The sequence below is a fragment of the Priestia flexa NBRC 15715 genome (genome assembly GCF_001591565.1).
Classification (GTDB): domain Bacteria; phylum Bacillota; class Bacilli; order Bacillales; family Bacillaceae_H; genus Priestia; species Priestia flexa.
The window spans coordinates 1-15,947 of record NZ_BCVD01000023.1; the positions used below are offsets into that span (position 1 = coordinate 1).

Annotated in this window: 32 protein-coding genes; 30 read left to right on the plus strand and 2 right to left on the minus strand. The window is 35.9% G+C overall.

Translation table 11 applies throughout. The features are described 5' to 3' along the window. Window positions 1-15 precede the first annotated feature (15 nt). Together BFL01S_RS05920 and BFL01S_RS05925 are read right to left on the minus strand one after the other, a co-directional pair. Window positions 16-1,440 (minus strand): recombinase family protein, encoded by a 1,425-nt coding sequence (locus BFL01S_RS05920; RefSeq protein WP_061785142.1) that lies wholly within the window; start codon window positions 1,438-1,440, stop codon window positions 16-18. Window positions 1,441-1,451: 11 nt separating this feature from the next. Then, window positions 1,452-2,108 carry a LexA family protein gene (locus BFL01S_RS05925; RefSeq protein WP_061785143.1) on the minus strand — a complete coding sequence of 219 codons (657 nt, stop codon included), beginning with the start codon at window positions 2,106-2,108 and terminating at the stop codon, window positions 1,452-1,454. Between the two features lie 208 nt (window positions 2,109-2,316). Between BFL01S_RS05925 and BFL01S_RS05930 the strand changes: the two genes are divergently transcribed. From BFL01S_RS05930 to BFL01S_RS06020, 30 genes are all read left to right on the plus strand, one after another. After that, entirely contained in the window at window positions 2,317-2,538 is a 222-nt protein-coding gene (locus BFL01S_RS05930) for a helix-turn-helix transcriptional regulator (protein ID WP_235859204.1), read from the plus strand. A 78-nt stretch (window positions 2,539-2,616) separates the two neighbouring features. Further along, entirely contained in the window at window positions 2,617-2,766 is a 150-nt protein-coding gene (locus BFL01S_RS20665; protein WP_167556174.1) for a hypothetical protein, read from the plus strand. Between the two features lie 131 nt (window positions 2,767-2,897). Further along, window positions 2,898-3,032, plus strand: coding sequence for a hypothetical protein (locus BFL01S_RS21215; RefSeq protein ID WP_257788891.1), 135 nt, complete (start codon window positions 2,898-2,900; stop codon window positions 3,030-3,032). 14 nt (window positions 3,033-3,046) lie between these two features. Then, window positions 3,047-3,247: a YqaI family protein gene (locus BFL01S_RS05935; RefSeq protein ID WP_025907770.1), complete on the plus strand. Its 201-nt coding sequence runs from the start codon at window positions 3,047-3,049 to the stop codon at window positions 3,245-3,247. A 107-nt stretch (window positions 3,248-3,354) separates the two neighbouring features. Then, complete coding sequence (locus BFL01S_RS05940; protein WP_061785145.1) at window positions 3,355-4,890, plus strand: ATP-binding protein; 1,536 nt, start codon at window positions 3,355-3,357, stop codon at window positions 4,888-4,890. Next, on the plus strand, window positions 4,883-5,809 hold the full coding sequence (locus tag BFL01S_RS05945; RefSeq protein ID WP_025907768.1) for a RecT family recombinase: 927 nt from the start codon (window positions 4,883-4,885) through the stop codon (window positions 5,807-5,809). The genes BFL01S_RS05940 and BFL01S_RS05945 overlap by 8 nt, the downstream gene beginning before the upstream one ends. Before the next feature lie 4 nt (window positions 5,810-5,813). Further along, window positions 5,814-5,972 carry a hypothetical protein gene (locus BFL01S_RS20305; protein ID WP_156413448.1) on the plus strand — a complete coding sequence of 53 codons (159 nt, stop codon included), beginning with the start codon at window positions 5,814-5,816 and terminating at the stop codon, window positions 5,970-5,972. Between the two features lie 9 nt (window positions 5,973-5,981). After that, a complete protein-coding gene (locus BFL01S_RS05950; protein ID WP_025907767.1) occupies window positions 5,982-6,767 on the plus strand; it encodes a helix-turn-helix domain-containing protein in 786 nt (261 codons plus the stop codon). A 5-nt stretch (window positions 6,768-6,772) separates the two neighbouring features. Next, a complete protein-coding gene (locus BFL01S_RS05955) occupies window positions 6,773-7,078 on the plus strand; it encodes a replicative helicase loader/inhibitor (protein ID WP_061785146.1) in 306 nt (101 codons plus the stop codon). Beyond that, window positions 7,035-8,357 carry a replicative DNA helicase gene (dnaB, locus tag BFL01S_RS05960; protein ID WP_082802700.1) on the plus strand — a complete coding sequence of 441 codons (1,323 nt, stop codon included), beginning with the start codon at window positions 7,035-7,037 and terminating at the stop codon, window positions 8,355-8,357. The genes BFL01S_RS05955 and dnaB overlap by 44 nt, the downstream gene beginning before the upstream one ends. Window positions 8,358-8,367: 10 nt before the next feature. Beyond that, entirely contained in the window at window positions 8,368-8,550 is a 183-nt protein-coding gene (locus BFL01S_RS05965) for a Fur-regulated basic protein FbpA (protein WP_025907764.1), read from the plus strand. Continuing rightward, a complete protein-coding gene (locus tag BFL01S_RS20310) occupies window positions 8,551-8,721 on the plus strand; it encodes a hypothetical protein (RefSeq protein ID WP_153301201.1) in 171 nt (56 codons plus the stop codon). Next, the gene (locus tag BFL01S_RS05970; protein ID WP_025907763.1) at window positions 8,721-9,251 is read left to right on the plus strand and encodes a hypothetical protein; all 531 of its coding nucleotides are present in this window, start codon (window positions 8,721-8,723) and stop codon (window positions 9,249-9,251) included. The genes BFL01S_RS20310 and BFL01S_RS05970 overlap by 1 nt, the downstream gene beginning before the upstream one ends. After that, the gene (locus BFL01S_RS05975; protein ID WP_025907762.1) at window positions 9,248-9,433 is read left to right on the plus strand and encodes a hypothetical protein; all 186 of its coding nucleotides are present in this window, start codon (window positions 9,248-9,250) and stop codon (window positions 9,431-9,433) included. Before BFL01S_RS05970 ends, BFL01S_RS05975 begins: the two co-directional genes overlap by 4 nt. After that, window positions 9,417-9,875: a hypothetical protein gene (locus tag BFL01S_RS05980; RefSeq protein ID WP_061785148.1), complete on the plus strand. Its 459-nt coding sequence runs from the start codon at window positions 9,417-9,419 to the stop codon at window positions 9,873-9,875. Before BFL01S_RS05975 ends, BFL01S_RS05980 begins: the two co-directional genes overlap by 17 nt. Next, window positions 9,872-10,039, plus strand: coding sequence for a hypothetical protein (locus BFL01S_RS20315; protein WP_156474902.1), 168 nt, complete (start codon window positions 9,872-9,874; stop codon window positions 10,037-10,039). The genes BFL01S_RS05980 and BFL01S_RS20315 overlap by 4 nt, the downstream gene beginning before the upstream one ends. A 30-nt stretch (window positions 10,040-10,069) precedes the next feature. Next, a complete protein-coding gene (locus BFL01S_RS20320; protein ID WP_156474903.1) occupies window positions 10,070-10,216 on the plus strand; it encodes a hypothetical protein in 147 nt (48 codons plus the stop codon). 264 nt (window positions 10,217-10,480) lie between these two features. Then, window positions 10,481-10,681: an XtrA/YqaO family protein gene (locus BFL01S_RS05985; protein WP_061785149.1), complete on the plus strand. Its 201-nt coding sequence runs from the start codon at window positions 10,481-10,483 to the stop codon at window positions 10,679-10,681. A gap of 98 nt (window positions 10,682-10,779) precedes the next feature. Beyond that, window positions 10,780-11,574, plus strand: coding sequence for a spr1630 family ClpXP-sensitive toxin (locus BFL01S_RS05990; protein WP_061785150.1), 795 nt, complete (start codon window positions 10,780-10,782; stop codon window positions 11,572-11,574). Between the two features lie 25 nt (window positions 11,575-11,599). Then, a complete protein-coding gene (locus BFL01S_RS05995; protein WP_061785151.1) occupies window positions 11,600-12,784 on the plus strand; it encodes a spr1629 family repressor/antitoxin in 1,185 nt (394 codons plus the stop codon). A gap of 94 nt (window positions 12,785-12,878) precedes the next feature. Continuing rightward, window positions 12,879-13,328, plus strand: coding sequence for an ArpU family phage packaging/lysis transcriptional regulator (locus BFL01S_RS06000; RefSeq protein ID WP_061785152.1), 450 nt, complete (start codon window positions 12,879-12,881; stop codon window positions 13,326-13,328). 231 nt (window positions 13,329-13,559) lie between these two features. Beyond that, entirely contained in the window at window positions 13,560-13,694 is a 135-nt protein-coding gene (locus tag BFL01S_RS21220) for a hypothetical protein (protein WP_260864962.1), read from the plus strand. A gap of 147 nt (window positions 13,695-13,841) precedes the next feature. Further along, the gene (locus BFL01S_RS20325) at window positions 13,842-14,003 is read left to right on the plus strand and encodes a hypothetical protein (protein ID WP_156474904.1); all 162 of its coding nucleotides are present in this window, start codon (window positions 13,842-13,844) and stop codon (window positions 14,001-14,003) included. A 91-nt stretch (window positions 14,004-14,094) separates the two neighbouring features. Further along, complete coding sequence (locus BFL01S_RS20330) at window positions 14,095-14,235, plus strand: hypothetical protein (RefSeq protein WP_156474905.1); 141 nt, start codon at window positions 14,095-14,097, stop codon at window positions 14,233-14,235. Window positions 14,236-14,238: 3 nt separating this feature from the next. Then, a complete protein-coding gene (locus BFL01S_RS06005) occupies window positions 14,239-14,466 on the plus strand; it encodes a helix-turn-helix transcriptional regulator (protein ID WP_025907007.1) in 228 nt (75 codons plus the stop codon). 75 nt (window positions 14,467-14,541) lie between these two features. Next, a complete protein-coding gene (locus tag BFL01S_RS20335) occupies window positions 14,542-14,709 on the plus strand; it encodes a hypothetical protein (protein WP_156474906.1) in 168 nt (55 codons plus the stop codon). 19 nt (window positions 14,710-14,728) lie between these two features. Next, a complete protein-coding gene (locus BFL01S_RS20340; RefSeq protein WP_156474907.1) occupies window positions 14,729-14,881 on the plus strand; it encodes a hypothetical protein in 153 nt (50 codons plus the stop codon). 13 nt (window positions 14,882-14,894) lie between these two features. Further along, on the plus strand, window positions 14,895-15,149 hold the full coding sequence (locus BFL01S_RS06010; RefSeq protein ID WP_061785153.1) for a hypothetical protein: 255 nt from the start codon (window positions 14,895-14,897) through the stop codon (window positions 15,147-15,149). Between the two features lie 11 nt (window positions 15,150-15,160). Then, window positions 15,161-15,508: a hypothetical protein gene (locus BFL01S_RS06015; protein WP_061785154.1), complete on the plus strand. Its 348-nt coding sequence runs from the start codon at window positions 15,161-15,163 to the stop codon at window positions 15,506-15,508. Continuing rightward, a complete protein-coding gene (locus BFL01S_RS06020; protein ID WP_061785155.1) occupies window positions 15,501-15,839 on the plus strand; it encodes an HNH endonuclease in 339 nt (112 codons plus the stop codon). The genes BFL01S_RS06015 and BFL01S_RS06020 overlap by 8 nt, the downstream gene beginning before the upstream one ends. The last annotated feature ends 108 nt before the right edge of the window (window positions 15,840-15,947 follow it).

The window sequence follows — 15,947 nt, forward strand, 5'->3', positions numbered from 1 at the left end:
ATAAAAAACATATAATCATTTCGCTGATACAATAATGATTTCTCTAGGGTTTCCTGTTCCTCTTTTATATTCTTCTTTGGTATCAATAACGATTTGCGTGAAAATGCTATTCATTAACTGCTTTCGTTCATGATCAGTAGAGTATTCCCATACAGTATCGATGTTAGAGATAATATATTTTGTTTCTTCATTGGCAGTTTTGCTACTTTGATTTATACTTTTCAATTCTTTATTGATTTCTTTTTCTCGTTCTCTAAGTTGGTTAGATTTTTTTATCAACTCGTCAATGTCGATAATATCATTTTCGTACATCTTCTTTTGTTTATCTAAAAGTTTTTCAAGGTTTTTCAATTCATTAGTCAATTCATTGATTTTTTCATCTGAGTAATTAGATGAATCAGTGGAATTATATATATTTCCAACAAGTTTATCAAACATGCTAAAAATTGTTTTTGTTAAATTATCTTCTAAAATAATATGACTAGTACAATTCTTGCCAGCTTTTTTTCCAGAGCATCTGTATGTTTTTTTACCAGCTGATTTGTGACCCGAAAGAGAATGACCGCATCGTGCGCATTTTAGTAGGGTTGAGAAATAATAATTACTAGTGTGCTTTTTTCCTCCACCATTTCTTCTTTTGTCCAGTAGATCTTGTAAAGCCCAAAATTCTTCTTTAGAAATAATCGGTTCATGACTGCCTTCATATAGAGTTTGCTCTCTGGGTGGTTTTTTATAGTCTTTGGAGTTTTGATTAAAGGTTAAGTATCCGGCGTAAACGGGATTGTTGGCAATATCTCTTACTGAGTCTACATGCCATTCTCCACCTTTACGAGTTGAAAAGCCTTTGTTTGTTAAATGTTTAGCCAACGTATAAAAGCCAAAGGTTGTTGTTTGTTTGAAAATTTCTTGTACAACTGCTTTTTCTTTATCGTTAACGACTAATTTCTTTTCAACGATTTTATATCCGTAAGGAGCCATGCCGCCTTTCCACATACCAAGCTTTGTTTTTTTCTCCATACCTAAACGTACACGTTCACCTAAATTTTCACGTTCCCATTGAGCGATAGCTGCTACTAGTGTTATAAATAAACGTCCCATAGCATTTGTTGTGTCATATACTTCAGTAGCACTTTTGAACATACAATTATTATCATCGAGTATCTTTAAGATTTTATATAAGTCCATAACAGAGCGTGTCAGCCGATCTAAGCGATAAACTAATAAAACATCAATATTTCCTTGCTTCAATGTGTCCATCATTTTTTCAAAAGCAGGTCGTTGCAAATCTTTAGCCGAATAACCTTCATCAATGTACTTATCTACTAACTCCCAACCTTGAGATATGCAATATGCTTCTAGCTTTTCAATTTGAGCAGCAATTGAAAAACCGTGTTTGGCTTGTTCATCAGTTGATACCCTTACATAGACAATACATTTCATGGAGCATCCTCCTAGAATTTAATATCAAGGGGTGGCATGTACCAAACTAATTTCCCTTTAATATGAATAGGCGTATGTTCTTGCGTTTTGGCATCATAGTATTGGGTTTTGTGTTTTGGATTGAAACTTTCCGGCTCAAGAGTAATACCGTTTTGGAACTTAAAAAATCTTTTTAGTGTTGCATCATAGCCATTTACTGCCACAGCTGCCACATCACCATTACGGACTTCTTGAGTAGGATCAATTAAAGCTAAGACATTAGGAGGAATGAGTTTATTCATACTATCACCATTAACTGTTACTAAAAAAGCATTAGGATATCTTTCTGCTACTTCTACTGGGACATTAACCCACTCTTGAATTGGGGCCATATCTAAAGGTAGACCAGCAGCAATTGACCCTAATAAAGGCATCTTTACAGAATTACCTTCAATCACTTTCGGTGTATGAGGGTGTTTAGATAAAATCTCTATTTTGTCTTCAATAATATCACTTTTTAAAATTCCAAAATGGTCTGCAATCTTTTGAATTGCCCCCATCCTAGGATCTTTTATGTTATTTTCCCAAGTCGATACAGCTTTATCAGATACACCAGCTATTTCAGCTAATTCTTTTTGTGATAGGTTATGTAGCTCTCTCAATTTTTTAATATTTTTCCCTATACTCATTTTTACTACCTCCGGCCTAGTTTATATACAATATATTATACCAAAAGTAGAAGGTGTTCAATCAAAAGTAGAAAAAATTCTACTTTTTAAAGGAGGGAAAGAAGATTATGTAGAAAATATTACACTTTATATAGTTGACATTCTACTTTTGGTAGATTAATATGTGTTCGTGAGGAAAAAAAGTGAGGTGATAAAGTTGAAGTTCACTTTGAAACAAGCAAGGTTACTAAAAGGGCTCACTCAAAAAGAGGTTGCTAAAAAGCTAGGTGTCCACGTGCAAACCTACAGTAATATGGAAAGGAACCCTGATGATGTAACAGTAGGTGAAGCAAAACTGATTAGTGAAATATTAGGGTTTAGTTATGATTTTATTTTTTTTAATGACAATTCTACTTTAAGTAGAATTGTTAACGATGATTTTAATTTATAAAGTAATTATTGTTAAAACTTAATGTTTATGATTTGTCCCGTCATTTCTTCTACATATGATTTATCGAGGTGATCACTTATGGATCTTAGTGCATTTCAAATGACGGAAGAAAAAATTAGAAAGATAAGACCAATTGTTGAAAAAGCTCTTTCAAGAAAATATGGGAAAGAAATTAAGATCTTTGAAATGACTGTTGGAGGAATAACAGTGAAAATTCACAAGGAGTAACAACATGAAAGCACAAGTATCAAAACGTATAGAAAAATTGTAGCTGATATGAAGCGTAAAGGGTTCAATGTGGATGTTGTATCTCGTTATATCAAAAGTGATAAGAAGTTAACCGAAGGGAGGTGATGAAGTTGACAATTAGCAAAGAAATTCTGTCCTACGTGGCTGATGGTGACACTCACATTAAATTGGATAGCATTGAGTACAGTACGGATCTAAGAGAGATTATCACAGTTGGTTATATGCTTGAGCACCCACATGATTGAAGGGAGGTGAAGCGATGCAACAGGTAGAGAATCCAATAGTCACTGATGTTGAAAAAGATCCACAGATATATGGAATTGATGCAGCTGGTAATGAAGTATTTGTAGGAGAAGAGATTTTTCAGGCGGATGAGGAATTTATTCTGGCTGAAGTTGTAACGAAGGAAGTTGAAGAGTTTTTTAAGGCTCTAGGTATAGAAAAGGTTGTAGCAAAATAAAAATGCCTTACTCAATAAAGTAAGGCACAAAGCAGGCAATGCTGCTCCGAAACTTAGACAATTTCAGAGTACAGCAATTGTTCTTAAAAAGCAAATGGAGGTAGCACATGAATATTTCTTTTCTAGAAATGCGCATTGAAAACTTTAAGAACCACCATGTACTCACAGTTAACTTTAATGATATGACCAAAATTGAAGGCAAAAACGGTGCAGGTAAGTCCAGTATAGGGGATGCAGTGACGTATGTTTTATATGGAACGGATGCATTAGGGACTAAGCTAGATCCGCGACCAGTTGGTTGTGACGATAAGGTTGAAACGAAAGTAGAATTGCTCTTGAAAGTAGATGAGCAACAAATTCTCCTTGGCCGTATTCAAAAGAAAACAGCAAAGTATTATGTGAATGAAGTGCCCGAAAAAGCAACACGGTTTAATGAAATTGTTGAAGGGTTATTTGATAAAACATTATTTCTATCGTTATTTAATCCAACCTATTTTTTTACACAACACTGGCAAGATCAACGGAAACAACTACTCAGCTACGTAAGTGAGCCTTTAAATAAAGAAGTACTTGCAGAGTTACCCAGTGTATCTCAAAGTCAACTGGAGCCTCAATTAAAGAAACATTCTTTAGATGACCTTGAAAAGTTACATCGAGATCGCTTTAAAAATCAAGATAAGGCATTAGAGCGAGCGAGTGAACGTGTGGTTATGCTTAAAGAGCAAGTGAGTAATAACGATTACAATATAAATGAGCATGAATTGAAAGAAAAAATCGACGTTTTGAGTAAAGAGTTATTGGAATACGAAAATCGTAATATAAATGTTCACCAACAAAGCAGAGAGAGAAGTCGTTTAGAGCTTCGAAGCGAATCATTAAAAGGTGAAATTCAACGTCAAAAAGACATTTTAACAGCAATAAAAACAGAAACACTGGACGAGCATTGTGCTACGTGTGGACAAGCATTGGATGAAAAATCAATAGCTAAGGTGAAGCAGCAACGCCAGGCGCGTTATAACACTGAAGCTGACAAAGGCATTAAGTTGGTGCAGGAGCTTAAAGATGTAAATGAAAAGCTAAATGAACTGCCAGAGCCAGTTGAAGAAAATCCTGCAGAAGCTTCACGCCTTGTGAAGATATATAGTGAGCTGAATAATTTACGTGATCAACTAGGTGATATAAATCGAACAAAAGAGCTGCTTGAGAGTATTGCGACTGCTGAAGAAAATCAGCATAGCATCCGTAAAGAGCGTAACGAATCGCTTGTGCTTATTGATGCAATTAAATCGTTCCGTACAAAACGATCTGAACTAATGGTTCACAAGATAGATAGTTTATTTACAACCATTTCTGTTCAACTGTATGAGCAATTAAAAAACGGAGAAGAGCGTGCAACTTTTGAAATTGAAAGGGATGGAAAGCCATATAGCAAGCTTTCTACGGCTGAAAAGATAAAAGCTGGATTAGAGCTAATTGAGGTTCTGTCTAAGCAGTCAGAGGTTGTGACACCGACATTTGTCGATAACGCTGAAAGTATTTTGAATTTCACCAAACCATCTGGACAAATCATTGTTGCTAGAGTGGTAGATAAAGAGCTTGAGATTATAGGTGTTTCACTAAAGGAGGAAGCAATTAATGAGTAAAAATCAAGTAACAAACGTTAATACACAAGCAGTAGTAGGGAATTTCACTCAATCGGAGCTAGATACAATTAAGCAAACCATTGCAAAAGGAACTACAAATGAGCAATTCTCATTATTTGTTCAGACGTGCGTTAACTCTGGATTAAACCCTTTCTTGAACCATGTACACTGCATCGTTTATGACGGAAAAGCCGGACCAACAATGAGCATTCAAATTGCGGTTGAGGGTATCTTATTTCTTGCTCGCAAAACGGAAGGTTATAAAGGGATCGATGCCCAAATCGTTCATGAAAACGATGAGTTTAAATTTAACGCTGCTAAAAAAGAAGTTGTACATGAAATTGGATTTCCACGAGGGAAAATCATTGGGGGATATGCAATCGCAAAGCGAGAAGGATTCGACGATGTGGTTGTAGTGATGGAATCAACAGAAGTAGAACATATGAAAAAAGGTCGAAATTCAACGATGTGGAATCAGTGGTTCTCAGATATGTTCAAAAAACACATTATGAAGCGTGCAGCTAAAATTCAATATGGTATTGAAATTGCAGAAGACGAGCCGGTGACAAGTGCTGCAACAGAATCAGTAAGCTCTTATCAATCTGGTCGAGTTGATATTACTCCATCAACTGCTCAAATTACAGTTGGCGAAACAGAAGTAATTGATCCAGATGAAGAATTAAAAACAAAATGGACTGAAGTGTACGGCAAAACAGAGAAGTTAGGTTGGAATCGTAATCAAACAAGCGATTATATCAAAACGAAAATGAAAAAGAATCCAAAAGAATTAACGCTTCAAGAGGTTGTTGGATTGCTGAAATTATTGGATTTTGAATTGAAACAACAGCCTGCTCAAAAAGAAAATTTTGATGATTTAACACATGAATTTGAGGAATTTAAGCAAGAAACGCTTCTGTAAGTAAATGGAGCACACAATTACAATTCCTCACTGTTATAAATGGATGGCTAAAGGTAATAAAAAGCTGTATCTCCAATATGTTAAAGGCTATGTTGCTAGAAGTCATCCAGAGTTACAGCCCGTTCGAATTGAAGGTCATAAAGTAATTTGTAAAGTGAAATGAGGTGAGACGATGCCTGAACCTTTTTATTTTCCTATCCACTCAGGTCTATTATCACCAGAGCATAGAGAACAAATCGGTGCTGCAATATGGGAGTTTATCTGGTTTATCTCAAAGACAACCAAAGAGTTTCAGGAAGGTGATGAAAGGCTGGGTATCGTTCTTGGAGGGAAGCCGATAAAGCATGCGGAAATTGCAATAGATTTAGGTGTGAGTGAAAGCACTGTGAAGAATCATGTGAATCGATTGAAGAAATACAAATACATTGAAACGAAACGTGCACCTTACGGAGAAATTTATTATGTGAAAAACTCGAAAAAATTCAAGCCAAAGAGACAGGCAAGAAATGGTCTATCTCTTAATGAGAGAAAGGTAAAAAACGACCTATCTGAAACAAGAGATAGACAAAATTTTACCGAGAGACAGACAAAAAATGGTCTATGTAATAAAGATATAAAAGATATAAAAAAAGAAGAAGAGGAAGTGCTCATGATAAACAGTAGTGATTTTCAAAAAATCGCAGATAAATTTATTCAACGAAGAGCAAAAGGACTCGTCTTATCGAAGATGGATGAAGCAGCTATTTATAGATTGTTAGAAGATCATATTCCTGTAGACAAGGTTTTATTCTTAATCGATAAAATTTTTGACGAATATAAGCCGAAACATCGATTAGATTATATCGCCAAGTTCGAATATGTCGAAAAAGGTGTACTGGATCGCTATCACAAAGAAAAAAAGAAAGCGAGCAATTTAGATGCGTTGGATGAGATTGCTAAGAAATACGAAATGGAGTGAGCTGAATGACCAGTAAGGAAACTATAAGCATCTTACGTTATATCGCAGAAGCTTATCCTCATTTTGATATTACAGAACAGCGTGTTGCGGTATGGATCGAACAGCTTAAAGCAGTAAATTACGAGAAAGCATTTGCCAAGCTTAAGAAACATGTGTCGCAGTGCAAGTTTCCTCCTACAATTTCTGAGATTTATGTACAGGAAGAAAAATCACGTGTAAACCGTGCACACCTTGAAAAAATGCGTAAATTGAGAGGTGAGGACTTCTATGAGCGTTACTATGCAGACTTTGGAAACGAGGTACAGTATTGAAGCTGAATGCACGCTCCTAGGGAGTATTTTGCTACAACCAAGTATTCTGCAAGAAATTAACGTGAAGCCGGAGCATTTTTATGATCCAAGGAATAGCCAAATCTATTCCTGGATGCTTCAGCTGGCGGAAATGAAGAAGCCTATTGACTTTGTAGCACTAGTAAACATGGCTGGTAATGAAAAAGTGGAGAATGTCGGTGGAGTTACATACTTGATGCAACTAACAAACGCGGTGCCGACAACAGCCAATTTCGACTATTATGCAGAAGTCATTTTAAATCTGTGGAAGCAACGAGCTGTTCAAAATGTCTTGCAACCATTTGAATCAGGATCTACACAAGATGTTGATATTCAAAGCATTATTCAGCAGCTAAACAAGATTGATACCACAGGAACGAAAGAGCGCTTTGATTTATCTTCAAAGTTATCAGACTTGTACGAGTTACCCGATACCCCAGTTCCAGCAGGATTAAGTGGTATCCCTTCGGGTTTTAAAGATTTAGATGAAATGACAGACGGGTGGCAAGATGAGGATTCTATCATTATCGGCGCTCGCCCTAGTATGGGTAAGACAGCTTTCATGTTAAATATTGCAGGAAACGCTGGTTTGAAAGGAACTATACCATGTGTTTTTTCACTGGAAATGAGCGCAGATAGCTTAATTAAACGTATGTTATCAGCCATTGGTGGAATTGACGGTAACAAAATTCGGAATCCATTCAACTATTTTGATGATAAAGACCGCGTTAACTGGGTGAAAGCAATCGGCATCTTGGAGCGCATGCAGATGCAAATCTTTGATAAGCCTGGGCAAACGGTCAATGAAATGCGCGCGCAGGTCAGGCAAGTGCAAAAAGATTATCCAGGTAAAAGCCTGTTAGTTATGATTGACTATTTAACGCTCATACGACCACAACATGATCATAACGGAAATGCTCATTTGCAAGTATCAGAGATTTCAGCAGCGCTTAAAGCTATGGCAAAGGAATTTAAAGTGCCGGTCATTACATTGGCTCAGCTGTCTCGTGGGGTAGAGAGCCGAGCAAATAAGCGTCCAATGATGTCCGACTTACGAGAATCAGGCAGCATTGAACAAGATGCAGATGTAATTGGCTTTCTTTACCGCGATGAGTACTACGACAAGGATAGTGATAAACGAAACATCTTGGAAATTGATATTGCTAAGCAGCGTAATGGTCCAACTGGTGTAGTAGAGCTATTGTACTTGAAAGAGCAAAACAAAATATTAGATTTATCACGAAAAAATACAGGGAAATGAAGGTGATGTCATGGCAGTTTTAAATCTAGCTGTTCAAAAGAGACGAGACTTTTTGATTAATGAGCTCGTGAAGTTTGGCTACTTTAAAACGACTGAAGGGAAGCAGTTGTATGAGTTAACTCTTTCAGAGTTAGAGCACATTCACATTACGGTTAAATGTAAGTTTGGTAAACAGATGCAGGAGGACGAGTGAATGGCGATTGATTCAAAAGAAATTGATAGAGTCGTAGATGACTTTGAAACAAAAGCTTCTGAGATTCATGAAATTATAGACAAGCTTCCTGCAGAACAGCAGGCATTTTATAAAGGTAAGGTTCAAGGCTTGGAATACGCAGCAAAAGTCGTTAGGACGGTGATGGTGTAATGAGGTTTGTGGGGATTGATCCATCAACTAAAACAGGTTTTGTTGCGTTAGACGAATATGGTCAGGTTTTAAAAGCGAAGGAGCTAACAGGTGTAGGTTCTCAAGATCCCAAAAGAATGGTCACACTGCTTCACGAAATTAATCTACACTTACAGTCCGGTGACAACATTTGCGTTGAAGGTTTTCCATTTGATACACAAAAAGCGATGTTTGCTGGGGGGCTACATCACGGGATACGAAACGAGTTGTACAAGCGAAAGTTAAAGTATCACGAAATAGCGCCAAATGCTTTAAAGAAGTTTGTGAACGTTACCGGATGGATAGGAGAAGAAGGAAGTAAAAAACGGCTCACTGGTAAGGAAAAGAAAAAAGCAGTCATGACAGCCGTTGAGCAACATTTCAGCTTTAAGCATGCAAGTGATAACGTAGTTGATGCCTATATTCTAGCGAGGATTGCGTGGCACCTACATCATCAAGAATTGTCATTAACTCGTTATCAACGAGAAGTACTAGCTAAGGTGACATCATGAACAGAAGGCAGCTTAAAAAGATTGTCTACTCACTGACAGAGCCGCAGTTAAATAAGTTGATACGTGATCACGAAAGTCGTGGATGGGTGCAAGCGAGTGATATTAAAGAGCACGGTTATGGGGTTGGCGTTCTAATGACATTTGGAGAAAAGGGAGAGATGAAGGATGCAAGTAACTGTTAAAGCAAATTTCAACAAGCAGACTAAGGATAGCAAGAAAGAGCTCGTCCAGTTTTATGTGAAAGGGGAAGACGAGAAGAAACAGGAGCTTAACCAGCTTACTCGTGAGGTAGTTGAACTAGAAATTGAAGGTGTAGATCAAAAGCTTACTTGTGAGTTTAGCAAAACAACGAAAGATAATAAGAAAACAACGCTTGAGTTCATTGTCAAAGGTGATACGTCAGCCGAGCAGTCGTTTAATTTCTACAAACGAGCAGGATCAGACGTTACGTTGAAGATTGTTGAATCGCAGATGAGTATTGATGAGTTTTATGAAGAGCATGAAGGTGTGGAGTATCAAGTGGATCAGGGTGGCAATGTGAATGTCAGTCCTGGTCAGATGTCATTGGATGATGTTGAAAGTGAAGGTGAAAAAGAGCAAGAGCTACTTGAGAAAACACCGTGATTGAGTTAAAGCAGCACTTAGTAGAAAAAAGGGAGCTCATGAAACAAATTGAGCTCCTGCAATCTGAAAACCATCAATTAAAGAAGCAGTATGTTGAAACGGCTAGAAAACTTAAAAGGTTTAAAAGTAAGTGCAAAGAGCTTGAGCATAAGTTAGGGAATTGACGGAAAATGCGAAATAGGGGGAATGGAAAAATGAAATCTTTTCAAGTTATTTATTGTGAAGAATGTGATATGGAATACAAGATTATATGGGATGATAAAAACTTTCAAGAGCCCACAAAATGTGCAAGTTGCGGTGTGGATGAACCAGAAATAGTAGCATCAGGTTTCTTGGTTTAATGAACAATTCGAGAACATAGCGCAGGAGGAATGATTGCCCATAGCCGAATAGGCTCACCAAACAGCTCTATTCCTACAGTACACCTTGTATGTGTAACATACAAAGCCTTAACGTTTTATTGGACCTGTGTTCAAAATAAAAAGGCGCTCTGTCAGGAGCGTCTCAAAAACTAACTATTTTATTATACCGTAATTAGAATAAAAAAAGATCAGGATTTCTCCTGATTAAGCCTAATAAAATTATACCATATTGGGGGGATTCTGATGAAACTTCAAGAAATTAAAATAAATGTTGATGCTATGAAATTGGAAGTTGATATAATCGAGCAAAAAGGAAGCTTCGTTATTGTTGTATGTAGTGGTAAAGCCAAGTTAACAACATTACCACATCATGGTGAGACAAAAATTATTACTCATCAAGGCAAGGTGAAACGGGTTAAGTTTGATGAGGGAGAAGACTTTTAAACTTTAAAAATTTCTAAATTTTATCACTTTTTCTTTAAAAATATTTTAAATAGTATATAATTATAAAAAAGTGATAAACTATAGAAAAGAGGGATTAAATGAAACAGTATAGTTTCAGTTCAGCGGTCAACCAAAAGATTGTCGATGGTATTTTACATGGGTATAAAAATTATATTCATGAGAGAAATGATAAACGCGTAACCATGAAGATTAGTGATGCTTATGCATGGGTAAAGGGAAATCACATTGATGATCAAACGGCCAGAGAGTGTGAAGAAATTGGTGTTATTTATCGAAAAGCTAAAGCGGGCTATACATGGGGATATTTACAATTTTCTTCTTCTGAAGATAAAAGCATGTTCATAATTAAAAATGCTAAGTATTTTAATGCTGCTAACTTCCCAGGTGGGAAGGGGATAAATGGAAAGAAAAAACGCAGTAATAATGAGGATAACTATTTAAAGAGGCTCTCTAAAATCAATAGAACAGTTGATTTTCCAGAAGAGTTGTCACTATTTCCATCTAAGACGGAAGATACTGAATTTATGTCTATTTTTGATGATAACGTCATGAGAGCTTTGGAAATCACAGAGGTAGATAAGTTACAAGAAGATTATAATAAATTCTATATTGTTACTTACGAAATTGACGAAGCATATATGATTTCAAAAATACAGGTTTTCATGCCTAATCCAAATGATAATAAGGCATATCTAGTGGAAGATTTAACTGGTTTTATTAATAATAGTTCAGTTGATTTTGAGGACATAGATATAACGGTTTTAGAAAACGACGATATGGATTATGATTACGAATCACCAGCTGCAATTGATTTTGATATTGTGCATGAAGATGAGTTAGAGCAAGATAAATCAAAGGGTGATCAAAGTTAGAAATTAATTTAGGAGGTAGATACCCATGTTTGTTGGTACAAATTTGACCAACATTCGAATTCTCCATGGCTATACACGCAAACAACTTGCTGACATGCTTCAAGTTACTGAACAATCTGTTTGGCAATATGAAAATGGTTATATGTCTCCAAAAATGGAAATTGTTAATGAGTTAAAAAAAATCTTCAGAGTGAAAAGTAAATATTTTTATTCTGAAGATTTCCTTGATAGAAATGGAAAATCGAATATACAACAAAGCCACATTGCTTATAGAGCTGAGATTGTCAATAGTGCTCAAAAGACTCAAAGTGAGGCAAAGAACATTGAGTTTATTAGCTCCTTTTTGAAGATTATTGAAAAAAAGCTTCATTATCCTCAGAATGAAATAATAAAATTAAGAGAAATGGTTATTCAATACATTACTACATCAAGTGATGAACGAATCAAAAAGATTCAACGAGCAGCTAAAATGGCAAGAGAATTTTTGGAAATAGATAATAAAAGTAATTTGAATTTATTATTTATGCTTGAAAAGAAAGGCGCTTTTATTTTCGAAAAAGCTATAGGAGAAAAAATCGATGCTTATAGCCTATGGTCAGAAGATGAAAGACCTTTTATTATATTAGGTAATTTAAAGAAATCTGCAGTAAGACGGAACTTCGATTTAGCCCATGAGTTAGGGCATTTATTGTTGCACTATAAAGTGGAATTTTCTTCTCTTGATAATAAATCACATAGGCAGCATGAACAAGAAGCAAATTTATTTGCAGGAGCTTTCTTATTACCAGAAGAAGAATTTATCCAAGATTTTAATAACCTTCCAAGAAAATCAAATCCAGAATCTTACATTGATTTGAAGAAGAAGTGGATGGTTTCTATTCAAGCACTTGCATATCGTGCCCAATCTTTAGAGTTGTTGGATTATCAACAGTATAGATACTTTAATATAAAGTTGAATCAATTGGGATACAAAACTAGGGAGCCACTTGATGAAAAAATAAAGATTATGAGACCAGGAAAAGTAAGAAGCATTTTACAGCTCCTTTTTGATAAAGATTATTTATCATTACGTACGCTCCTCGATACTCTAATGGTAGATATTGAATTTCTATCTAAATTATTAGGAATAGAAGTGGAATTCTTTGAAAAATACCAGAGTCAGTTATCTAAAGAATTTACAGTCTCAGACTTAACTATAAAAGCAAAATAAAAGTTCTACCAGCTAACTGGAGGACACCAATCGCTACACAGTATAACTGTGTAGCGATTGGTGTCCTTTTTATTTTATAAAAGGGGAAATGACTATGGCGCAAACTACATTACTTAGAGATGTGGATGGAAAGGGAACAAAGATAAACGTTGAGAAAGCATTTGCGGATTATCGTATGTACATGATGACAGTGCCAGATGACATTATGCCAAAGGTAACACCTAGCTATTCATTAGTGCCTCCAAGCGATACGAATGCATTTTATTCTTCAACAGAAGATACGGCTATTAAACGTGTAGACTATGAAATAAAACGTGATACCTTCATGCAGCGCGTGCAACGCGCGGTCAACCGTTTGAATAAAAGAGAACGAGAATTAATTATAAAAACGTATATGACTTATGAGGAAGTGTACGTTTTTGATGTATACAATGAAATGGGGATTAGTGAAGCAACCTATTATCGAATTCGTGAGCAAGCTTTCTACAAACTTGCATTTGCATTACAAATTCAAGTCTATAAGGAAAACGAGACGCCTGCATAAGGGGTCTTTTTTATTTATGAGAGAAATATGAAAGGATTTTGAAAGAAGAACGAAAGGTTATTAGGTTCTAGGGGTGCTATTATGGTATTAACGAAAAATATTTAAACAATAGTTTTTAGAGGCTTTGTTTTCCGTAAAGTGACACCAATGACAAGTTCTGTATCCCAATGACTTGATAAAGGTTCAAATTACCATCTTTTATACGATATAATTTGTACAGGGGGTGATAATATGAGTACAGCAGGACGTTGGAGTCATTTAGACCCAGGTGGCGCTTCACCTGTATTATGTACAGACCCTGGAGGTGCTGGTCCGACATTAGATCCAGGTGGAGTAGCGCCATCAATGGACCCAGGTGTTATTTAAATTGAATAGTTAATAAGGAGAACGCTGAGTAAATCAGTGTTCTTTTTATGTTGAAATAAAAAACATTTTTGTATAAATTTCCATTAATTGAGTTGACGAACGTCATCTATTTTGGTATAATTAAAGTATCGAAAGGAGGTGAACAAAGTGGACATGGAAACAGTTGAAAGACTTCTTCGAATGTTAACTTGGCTAACTGGAAGTGTCGTTGGAATTATGACGATAGAGAAGGAACTAGCTGAAAGAAGAAAGAAGTCGAAGAAAAAGAAAAAGCGACGCTCTCCTAGCAAAAAGAAACGTCGCAAATAACCAAGGGAGGTAAGGGGGTAACCCCTTCCTCTTACTAAATATTATATCATGTCCATGAAAAAATATGAAATTCTTCTCTTTTACGTTTTTAATGTCAATCTTGTTCGCTACGCATTTTGCAACGATGGATTATAATAAGCTGCATTGGTTAGACATTACAGCTTCAATTTTAGCTGTCGTGTGGTTAGTGCTGACAATTATTATAATCGTTTTAAAAAGGAGGAACGCTTGAGTTATGAGTGATTCATTTCACATCACGAATAGAGAACAGCTAATAGAATTTCTAGCATCTGAGGTAGTAACAACTTCCGATGCTATAGAGATGCTAGGAGTTAGTCGTCAGTATGTAAATAAGCTAGTTAACACTGGTAAGATAAACCCTATACGCGAAAGCCCAAAAGAAAAGTTATTTCTTAAATCTGATATATTAGCAAGGAAAGAAAAAATGGAAAAAAATAAATGAAGTAAAAAGCATCCTGTATATTGGGGTGCTTTTTTATTTCTATGAAAGGAGTGGTTGGTCATTAAATATACATTTATGAGTTTTCGTCGATTTATTGGATTTTGGTTATTGCTTTACTTTATAGGTATGTCACTCGAAGAAGAGCAATTCTTAAGAGGATTATTAATTACTAATACTTATTTCCTGCTAGAGATAGTGGTTTTTATTACGAAAAAAGAAACTGCTGATAAAGAGCAATTATAAAGCAGTCAGGAGAATGTCAATGTTAACAACGTTTAAAGTCATACTCATTATTGTTCTACTTGTAACAGCATTAGGAACCATTGGGGCAAGTAGTAATAACGAACGTACACATTACTGCAGCTTAGCCATTGCATGCATAGCAGCATTAACCTTTCTCTTTAAAACCATGTAAGAGGTGATAGTAAATGAATGGATTAAATATAGAAGAGTTCCAACAAGCTATCCAAAAAATTTGTAACGGGGTAGCTTTATTTATTGAACGTATAAAGAGTTTTTCATCTAGATTAAGAGTAGCTGCAAGAAAGTATATAAAAGTTCAAGCAGATATTAAAAGAACAAAGCATATTCGTCAATCATGGGTAATGAAACAAGATACTTGTAGAGGTAGCCAAGTGTTATGTAATAAGCCAAGAGCGCATATAAGAAAGCTTTTGTACTAGGAGGACAAGTGATGAATAAGAAATCAATTGGTGAAGATGCTAAGTTACTTGTTATTGAGTTAGATTCCATTAACGATGTACCAAAGGTTTACTACAAAGGTGAAGAGATTAAGATGAAACAAAGAGTAGACTTCACGTGGATTACTAAAAATGAGTGCGAACAGCTATTTGAATCTCCATACATTAATATCGAACAGGTGGTGACAGGTGAAGGTTGTCATCTTAAACGTATTGGATATAACGAAAGAGTAATAGAACAACCTAGACTCTTGTTATCTTTTGATGAACATAAGGACAAGGGGACTGTATTAGATAAGTGGATTAATAAGTTATTCAACAGGAAGAACGGTAATGGTTGAGTACAAGACAATCCAACAGAAGCGTAAGTTCTATGACAGTGGTGATTGGAAGAGAATACGTGAAAAGATAAAGAAGCGAGACAACTATGAATGTCAAGAGTGTAAACGTAAGGGGAGACTCACCTTTGATACGAATGAATACAGTGAAAGTGCAAAGCGTAAGAAGATAAAGCTGGTTGTCCATCATATTAAAGAGCTTGAATATTATCCGGAGCTTGCATTGGATGAGGAAAACCTTGAAACAGTGTGTGTGGATTGCCACAACAAAGAACATGGTCGAGACTTTAAAAATAAAAAGCCGAACAAATGGCAACATGATGAGATGTGGTAACCCCCCGGTCAAAAGTTTTGGCCTTTTTTTCGTTCCTGGGCACCGGTGAGGGGGCTCGATTCCGCAGATTTCTTCGCGCACATAAGGATTTTTAGAATAGATATTGAA